Below are 7,712 nucleotides of genomic sequence, written 5' to 3' on the forward strand. Positions count from 1 at the left end.
AGGGATTATACACAAATATTTACCAGATTTTCTACTGGAAGAGAATATGTAATCTGCTTGATTTTGTTCTTGTATATATGTATATATTATGTTTCGAGATGGATATTATTAAAAGGTTTAATGTGTGGCTGCTTTAGGCTGGCTCGGCGTGGTTTTTGAGTACTATTTTTCTGTTTGAGGGAAGATGTCTACGCTCTAGGGTCGAGTGCACAGGATGTTAACGTACTTCGCTTGCGTTGAAAGCACACTGTGCTTTCAACTTTGAGCAAGCTCAGCGAATCGAAGTGCATTCGCGAATTATGTTTTAATCGCTCATGCAAGTCGATTCGCCACTTTGCACCCACCCTGTGAAGTGGGAAAACATGGTAGAATAAACAAATTGAAGTGCTTTTTAAGGAGAATTAGAAAATATGAAATATGAAGATTTGATTTTCAAAATACCTAAAGAGTCTAAAACATATAGAACAGATTCTGAATTTGTAGTATCTAAGATGATGAATATTCTAGACGATCGGAAAAATGTAGGCGATAATAAAATAATAATAAATACAAATTTAAAACTGGGTTTACCGCTTGAGAATATTAACAAAATAGCTGGACCAATGATCGAGGCTTGGGCATGCGAAGTTTTTTCTGGCATTAGAGATAACATCGACAACGCTTATAATTTAATAAATGTGGAAGCGCAAGAGAGACTGGGGATGGCAGATATTATTCTTCAATTTAGAAAATCTGGAAATGTTATTACAGGCAATGTTGATGTTAAAGCCACCGCAAATGATATTCCTAATAGTGGAAAAGGTCCTAATATAACATCATTTTCTAGGATAAGAACTGCTTATGTTAAAGATCCAGATTATATGTTTATTATTCTATCAATTAAGCATAGAGTCTATTCTGAAACTAATAGAGAAACTGGTTTAATGGATGGGATAATGGAAATTGTTGATTATAATGCGTATGACCTTAAATTCATATCTTCTGCTGATATAAATTACAATCCTGCACTTGGGACTGGTCAAATTCAAATTAAAGATATTCATTATGTTACTTATCAGTATCGAACGACTTGGGAAATGTGTCAGTTACTTGATCAGAAGTATTTACACAGTACAAGGCGAACAATATATGATTTCTACAGAGAGGCTGTAAAGAACAAATGGATAAAGAATTAGTTGCGATTTGTGGCGATGCTGTTGAAGAACTCAAGAAAATTCCCACTAATAGCATTCGCTTAATCATTACTGATCCGCCATATAATTTGAATAAGGACTATGGTAAAAGTAAGGACAACCTTGAGTTTGAAGAATACCTTAAATTTTCACGAAAATGGCTGAAGGAAGCTAATAGGGTTCTTTCAAAAGATGGTTCAATATATGTTTTTATGGGCATGCGATATATAAGTTATATCTATTCAATACTAGAACAAGAGCTAGGAATGACTTTTAATTCATGGATAACTTGGTTTTACACACAAGGAATTGGAAAAACGAAGGGGTTTTCTCCAAGACATGATGATATATTGTACTTCACAAAAAGTCCCAAAAACTTTATTTTTAACCTAGATGAAATTAGAGTACCTCAGAAATACTATCGTTCAGTTAATAATATGCGTGGAGCAAATCCAGGAAATGTTTGGGAATTTTCGCATATCCACTATTGTAATAAGAATAGAAAGCTGCATCCAACACAAAAGCCAGAAGCACTTTATGAAAGAATGATACTGTCTTCATCAAATGAAGGAGACATAGTATTAGATCCGTTTCTTGGAAGTGGTACGTTATTGAGGGTGGCTCAGCAGACAAATAGAAGAGCTACTGGCTTTGATTCAAATCCAGAATATATAGTTATGTGCGAGGAGAGACTTAAAGAACCGTTTCATGGATTTGACAGTATTGACGAAAGAATGAAGCGCGTACCTAATGACTTAAATGATCCCCAAATCCGCCTTGAATACATTAAAAATCATATTAAATGGTTTTTGAAAAATCATCCTGACGCAATTGAAGAATTTATCGAAAACGTTAAAGTTAAATATTATTCAAAATTGGTTGAAACAAATCAGCTCGATTTAATTGAATCATTAAAATAAAATTCAAACCTTTTAACGATAGCCCTTCCTATCGTTAAAAGTGCACCCAATATACATAGTGTGCACTCAAAAAAGTGTAGATATACTAGGAGTTCTCTCAATCCACGTTGAGACTGTCGTATTGATGTCAAAGGCTGATTAGGTGGGTGCGTTTTATAACGTTCGAAATTACGCTATTTCATTCGTTACTTTTTAGCCCAAATCGCGCATTAGTTATTTGGGTCGTTAACAATGTTTTCTATATTTCTGCCTGAGTAGAATATGCGAATAACTGTTACAGTCATTTGGTTTTTGTCTACTTGGTAGAAAACAGTGTAGTTGTCGACTGGAACTCTGCGTATTTCTTTAGAACACCACGGCTCCCACTCTACAAGCTGATAGCGCATAGGCATAGTCTCAAGAGAACGTATAGCATGTTTAATGCGGTTGACTTGTTTTTCAGCCGTTTTAGGAACTTGTAAATTAAAGCGAATGTATTCGTATAGCCCAGTGAGATCTAGGAACGCTTGTGGAGAATAAATGACTCTATAGGTTGTGCTCATACGCCGTATTCCTTAGCGAAGAATTGGTCTACTTCATCTGCGCTATAAGATTTGCCAGTTGAAAGTGAGTTGATGCCTTTTTGTAATTCTTTATCCAACTCGGCTCTTGTTAAGCTACCTAAAGCAGTAGGCGTATTAACTGGCAAGCGGAGTTCAAATGGCATGCCTTTTTGTAAAACGATTTGGCTGTAAAGCATTTGTATTGCTGAAGATGGTGTTATTCCAAGTTGGCTCAATATGCTTTCAGCGTTTTCCTTAAGATTTGTATCTATTCTTGCATATACAGCGTTCGTGTTTGTCATTGTGTTGGCGTCCTTTCTGTACTTATTTTACAAAATAGTTGCAAGCATATGCAAGCGAATGAAAGCAAAAGTTTAATCACTATTCAGATTATAACTTTCAGTTGTTGGTTTAGGTGTTATTTGTAGGATGGAAATTAGGCGCATTGACGAACAAATAACGCGCTTTTGGGCTGTTAATATGCTTATTTGTCAATTATGATTAAGGCATTCATTAACTATATTTTTTGAAAACTCAATTTGTTGAATATGAAGATTGGATTAGCATAGTGAGAAAAAACTAATGGGGGCATGATAGGACAGGATTAAATAATGATCCGTGGGAGGAATAGTTGTGAATAAGTTTGAATTGTTTTCTATGATTTATTACGCGTTAAATCATTATTGGAAAGAAAATAAAAGTGAAGGATTGACTTCATTTTTAAGTGATATGAATCCTTTTTTATTTGACGATATTGGCTCTGCTGTCCCTTCTGTTTATGAAAAGTATAGTTTGCTAGTAAATGAAGAAATTAGCATTGATAATAGTTTTAGTATTGCTTGTAAGTATGTTGAAAGTTTAGGTTTGCAGCCTGTAACGGATGCATTTGCTTGCGTTCGTGAGGATGATTGGAAAGCGCGGTGTGTGAAATACATGTCGTCAAGTCATAAAGGGCAAGATGTTTAGTGCGTGAAGCAATTCTTTTTCTGAGTGTTTTTACGTGTAAAAGGCAAGTTAACTATTTTGGGCGTAATTTTTAAGTTGAAATTGAAATTTACGCCCATTATTAGAACACCACGGCTTCCAGCCAACAATCTAATATTGCATGGACATGGTGTGAGGAGAATGGATATCGTCTAAAATCAAGCTATTAAGCCAATCTTAAACTTTTTAACGATAGCTTTTTTAATAATCGTTAGCATAATAATGATAGTTATTAGGAATAGTTATTCCAGTAGTGCGTCAATATTTCGTTTTGAATATAGAAGTCTGCGCACTTCCATAGTGTCGACCAAGACAACGTAAAAAACAGAAAAGTTGCGTACGCTAATCCTGTAGTAGGGGTGTTCTCGTGTTGTTGATGATTGGTAAGGAGCAAATAAGAGGGGCGATTCAAGTCGTTTGTCGATTGCTGATTCTATATCGTCAACAAGTCTGTGAGCAGCTTTTGGATTTTGCAGTGTATTGGTTATATAGTCAACTGTTTCTAATAAATCTTCTTTGAATAGTGGTAGAAAGGTTAATTTATACGTGTTCTTGCTCATTAATACTTCTCCTTACGCTATCAAAGACGTTGTCTTTAGAAAGACGCGTAGAAGTGTTTGCGGCAAAAGTATCTGCTTCGTCGAGTTTTCTTTCAATGTTGTCGGTGAGGGCAGAGTATTGTTTGATGCTCATTAGAACCATAGTTCCATAACCGTTTTTTGTAAGGAATACTGGTGTATTTGAATTTATAACTGTTTCTTCTACTTCTGGGAATTTATTTCTTAAATCGGAAACTGGACGAATATTAATCATAGTATCAACCTCCTTTTATCAAAAAAGTATCATAATATTATCAAGATTACAATTATATTAGTGACTTGGCACTCAAAAAGTGTAGAAATACTACCCGTTCACTCAATCCAGATCGAAGCGTTGATTCAATACATTGACTTGCGGATGGCAGATTCGACAATCTCCTGGCATATGGATGGCGATGGCACGTATACGCTCCATTCGTGCGATGAGGAAGGTCGTCCGCTGGTCGACAGCCAGGAATATTTGATCCGCGCTCATCGATGCCATCCGCGCCGTGCATAAATAAAACAGTATTTTAAGGGTAGTTAAAACGTAGAATCGGCGATATTATTTATTGTCTAGAGATATCGCCGATTTTATGCAAATATCGTTGCTGATAGAACGGTGTTTAGGTAAATTATTGGCATTTCGTTTGTTGATAAATAAGTCGTGATCAACGATTTATTTTGTATTTCCTGTATGCAATATTTTGTCAGTGTTATTAACTTTCATTTCGGATTTCCTATCGTTTATGTTAGAATAATTTACTATTTGTATTGAATATTTTACGTTTATGAGGGAAAGAGTATTGCATTTTTTTTTCATAGAAGCGTATCATAAGAGCAAGGTGTTTCACTATTGTAAAGGTGCATAGTATGCCTTCTTATAGAGAAAGAGATATTATGAAAAATATAGTAAGCACAACTGGGAATAAAACTCATAGAGTAGTAGTCTGGATTTTCGGGGTTATAGGTATAATTGCTGTAATTGCAGCCGTTACTATAGGTATCTTTCATAGGGCTTTATCGACAGAATATACAGTATTTGCTCATTCGGAGAAATTTGAAAATCTTCGGTTGCAGCATGCGGTTGCTGCAATCCCGCTGCATAACCCTCAGACATCTCTTATTCCCAAGAGTAACGCATTTATGTCAATTGTTTATGAAGATGGCAGTTTTAAGCTGCATAAAGTGAGCAATATAGAAGGCCAAACGCCAATTTGGAATACTGAGGCGCTTCACTATACAGATTCCCGTGATAGTTATTTCATACCAGTGAACGCTGAAAAACCTACGGTAAACTCTATAGAAAAGGTGCAACGTCAGAATTTTGCATTTTCTCTTGCTAATGGCGGTTTTGTTGATTTGTATGACGAAAGCATGATGAAGCCTAGCGATAAAACAACATATAAGATTCTTTCTACGACTTCTAAAGGTGAGAGTAAGCAGCGACCAATACAATTTTCAGAGAGCCTATTTATTAAAACTTGTTCTACCTGTGGCAATCAAGCGTATGCAATTGCTCAAACAGACAAGCATGAAGTTGTATTGTATCGCATGGTCAATGAAGCAAATGTTGGCCTAAATGAGGTATCGCGGCACCATGAAAAAGACATGGTGGGTGAGCAATTATATCAAGGACAAAATGAATCTACAGGAGTAATTGATGCTGCTTATAGCCCACGATGCAACAATGGTGTGATTACTTTCTTATATTCGTATGGTCCATCGTCTGCTCGCACAAAGGATATGGCAGTAGAACACAGCGATTCTGCTGATGATGTTAAAATTATTAAGGAACATTTTCTTGTGCGATGGGATGTGAAAACTGGTAAAATAACAACAATTCCATTGAAGAACAGCAAAGGTCAAGTGTTGTATGGTCCGACCACGGTCTATTATGAGATTGCTGGCTACATAAACGCACAGGCATACGATGAAAAGCTTCTTCATATTGTTGATACCGAGAATGGACGAGTGTTTACTCTTGATGCGCAAACAGGTGTTCTTCGCCGATTGTTAGATAAAGCTACGCGTCAAGAGTCGTCAGCGGGCGTCAACTATCGTTTGCTGGTAGGAAACCATGAAATAGTTCGTATACCATCGATTACCGATACCTCTGATTTGAAAGATTTTGTTATCGAACGATTTGATAGGAAGACTGGAAAATTATTGAAAAAAATAAAAGTTAATAAAGATTTTCTCTATTTGACAGATCAGAAAAATACGGATTTATATCCGGGAATTCCAGCTGTGAATCCAAAATGGTTGCAATGATCAGCAATTGACGTATTGGGCTTGATGCTTGTGAATGATTTTGCAGTGTCAAGCCCGATTTATTCTGTCGTGCGTGTAGGGGAAACTCACGTAGGAATATTTATCTTGAGTTTTATTAGATAAAAGCCAATTTAAACTAACTGTTAAATCGCTTGATTGTTTATCGTATGTTCTACTTTTAGAAGCCCCACAGTTAGGACAACGGTATCTAGTAGTACCAGCATTAGTGTGACCATTCTTGCTCATTTTATGATGACAGTTATTACATAATGGGTTATTTATACAAATGAAGAATAACCCACATTCGATATGTTATGAGCCTTACTGCCGTAATAGTTATGAGTTTATTTTTACACACGTTTTGTCCGGGTGTCGAATGTGCAGAAAATAGATTCGATTACCGCAAAACGCTTGTATTGCAATGCATGAGGCATGATTTCTTACACACTTTTTGTCCTATAATCCTTATTTTTACGTGGGCAATCTTCAAAAATCATAACTAAGTTATCAGATAATGATGAAGCTGCTTTTGTCCTTAAAAACGGAAAACCAAAAGCCATACTCATTTCAAAAAGAAAGATATGACCGATTAGTCCGTGCGGGAGCGTTCACTGTAATTGGTAGAAATAAATTAGCTAATTAAGTTGAATTTGTATCTTGATAAAAATGATATAACATGTTAAATTAATATTATTATAGTAAACTTGTTTAGTCAGTGAATGAATCATTTAGAGAACGAAGATATAACAGATTATCTTAACGTTAAGCTACGAAATATTTAGAATTCAATCTTTATGAGTGCTTAACTAGGATAACATTCTACACTACGAGAGTGTACAACAAATTAAGAATATAGAATTCTAGGAGGTGTAATGTTATGTCTAAGAAAAAAGTGTATATTTCGTTAGGAATTGTATTTTTATTGGTTCTATTTGTATCTACTGGAATTTTTAGTATTGGAAATAATCAAGCATCAAAGAATAGTGGGAATATAGCTCATAAACTGATGCCTGTAAATGTGGCTTATGATGAAACATTAGATGATATAAAGGGAGCCATGAATAAGTTGAGGGTGGAAATAGAAACTGAGACGAAGACTAATCCACAAGTGGCTATTCAGGCACATCCAGGAAAGTTCATTAGGAGTTCGAAAAACTATCAAAGAATATTGAAGCTAGGATTGAAGGCAATTAAACCTCTTTACGATACTATTTATGATAGTAGAGATGCTGGATGCTATGA

At 35.5% G+C, this 7,712-nt stretch carries 8 protein-coding genes and 2 pseudogenes; 5 read left to right on the top strand and 5 right to left on the bottom strand.

The features are described from left to right. The first annotated feature begins 410 nt into the window (after nucleotides 1-410). Nucleotides 411-1,175 (top strand): restriction endonuclease, encoded by a 765-nt coding sequence (locus HMPREF3230_RS03370; RefSeq protein WP_075523555.1) that lies wholly within the window; start codon nucleotides 411-413, stop codon nucleotides 1,173-1,175. Continuing rightward, entirely contained in the window at nucleotides 1,160-2,092 is a 933-nt protein-coding gene (locus HMPREF3230_RS03375; RefSeq protein WP_075523556.1) for a DNA-methyltransferase, read from the top strand. The genes HMPREF3230_RS03370 and HMPREF3230_RS03375 overlap by 16 nt, the downstream gene beginning before the upstream one ends. A 209-nt stretch (nucleotides 2,093-2,301) precedes the next feature. On the opposite strand, the gene HMPREF3230_RS03380 is transcribed toward HMPREF3230_RS03375, so the two are convergent. Then, nucleotides 2,302-2,634, bottom strand: a complete 333-nt coding sequence (locus HMPREF3230_RS03380) for a type II toxin-antitoxin system RelE/ParE family toxin (RefSeq protein ID WP_075523557.1) — start codon at nucleotides 2,632-2,634, stop codon at nucleotides 2,302-2,304. Further along, nucleotides 2,631-2,936 carry a type II toxin-antitoxin system RelB/DinJ family antitoxin gene (locus HMPREF3230_RS03385; protein ID WP_075523558.1) on the bottom strand — a complete coding sequence of 102 codons (306 nt, stop codon included), beginning with the start codon at nucleotides 2,934-2,936 and terminating at the stop codon, nucleotides 2,631-2,633. The genes HMPREF3230_RS03380 and HMPREF3230_RS03385 overlap by 4 nt, the downstream gene beginning before the upstream one ends. 316 nt (nucleotides 2,937-3,252) lie before the next feature. Between HMPREF3230_RS03385 and HMPREF3230_RS03390 the strand changes: the two genes are divergently transcribed. Continuing rightward, nucleotides 3,253-3,600, top strand: a complete 348-nt coding sequence (locus HMPREF3230_RS03390) for a hypothetical protein (protein WP_075523559.1) — start codon at nucleotides 3,253-3,255, stop codon at nucleotides 3,598-3,600. A gap of 260 nt (nucleotides 3,601-3,860) precedes the next feature. Here HMPREF3230_RS03390 and HMPREF3230_RS03395 read toward each other — a convergent pair whose 3' ends face one another. After that, nucleotides 3,861-4,178, bottom strand: a complete 318-nt coding sequence (locus HMPREF3230_RS03395; protein ID WP_075523560.1) for a type II toxin-antitoxin system RelE/ParE family toxin — start codon at nucleotides 4,176-4,178, stop codon at nucleotides 3,861-3,863. Beyond that, nucleotides 4,159-4,431, bottom strand: coding sequence for a type II toxin-antitoxin system Phd/YefM family antitoxin (locus HMPREF3230_RS03400; protein WP_075523561.1), 273 nt, complete (start codon nucleotides 4,429-4,431; stop codon nucleotides 4,159-4,161). Before HMPREF3230_RS03400 ends, HMPREF3230_RS03395 begins: the two co-directional genes overlap by 20 nt. A gap of 638 nt (nucleotides 4,432-5,069) precedes the next feature. Here HMPREF3230_RS03400 and HMPREF3230_RS03405 point away from each other — a divergent pair. Beyond that, nucleotides 5,070-6,470 carry a hypothetical protein gene (locus HMPREF3230_RS03405; protein WP_075523562.1) on the top strand — a complete coding sequence of 467 codons (1,401 nt, stop codon included), beginning with the start codon at nucleotides 5,070-5,072 and terminating at the stop codon, nucleotides 6,468-6,470. A 90-nt stretch (nucleotides 6,471-6,560) separates the two neighbouring features. Here HMPREF3230_RS03405 and HMPREF3230_RS06215 read toward each other — a convergent pair. Beyond that, nucleotides 6,561-6,752 (bottom strand): annotated as a pseudogene (locus HMPREF3230_RS06215) (transposase-like zinc-binding domain-containing protein); the annotation flags it as partial. Nucleotides 6,753-7,347: 595 nt separating this feature from the next. Between HMPREF3230_RS06215 and HMPREF3230_RS03410 the strand changes: the two are divergent. Further along, a pseudogene (locus HMPREF3230_RS03410) lies at nucleotides 7,348-7,712 on the top strand (hypothetical protein); the annotation flags it as partial.

Origin of the sequence: Gardnerella vaginalis (assembly GCF_001563665.1) — a bacterium.
GTDB lineage: Bacteria > Actinomycetota > Actinomycetes > Actinomycetales > Bifidobacteriaceae > Bifidobacterium > Bifidobacterium vaginale_A.

Bases quoted from the DNA above. Each gene is read 5' to 3' on its own strand.
- HMPREF3230_RS03400 (WP_075523561.1), bottom strand. From the start codon at position 4,431: ATGATTAATATTCGTCCAGTTTCCGATTTAAGAAATAAATTCCCAGAA.
- HMPREF3230_RS03375 (WP_075523556.1), top strand. From the start codon at position 1,160: ATGGATAAAGAATTAGTTGCGATTTGTGGCGATGCTGTTGAAGAACTC.
- HMPREF3230_RS03385 (WP_075523558.1), bottom strand. From the start codon at position 2,936: ATGACAAACACGAACGCTGTATATGCAAGAATAGATACAAATCTTAAG.
- HMPREF3230_RS03380 (WP_075523557.1), bottom strand. From the start codon at position 2,634: ATGAGCACAACCTATAGAGTCATTTATTCTCCACAAGCGTTCCTAGAT.
- HMPREF3230_RS03370 (WP_075523555.1), top strand. From the start codon at position 411: ATGAAATATGAAGATTTGATTTTCAAAATACCTAAAGAGTCTAAAACA.
- HMPREF3230_RS03405 (WP_075523562.1), top strand. From the start codon at position 5,070: ATGCCTTCTTATAGAGAAAGAGATATTATGAAAAATATAGTAAGCACA.
- HMPREF3230_RS03395 (WP_075523560.1), bottom strand. From the start codon at position 4,178: ATGAGCAAGAACACGTATAAATTAACCTTTCTACCACTATTCAAAGAA.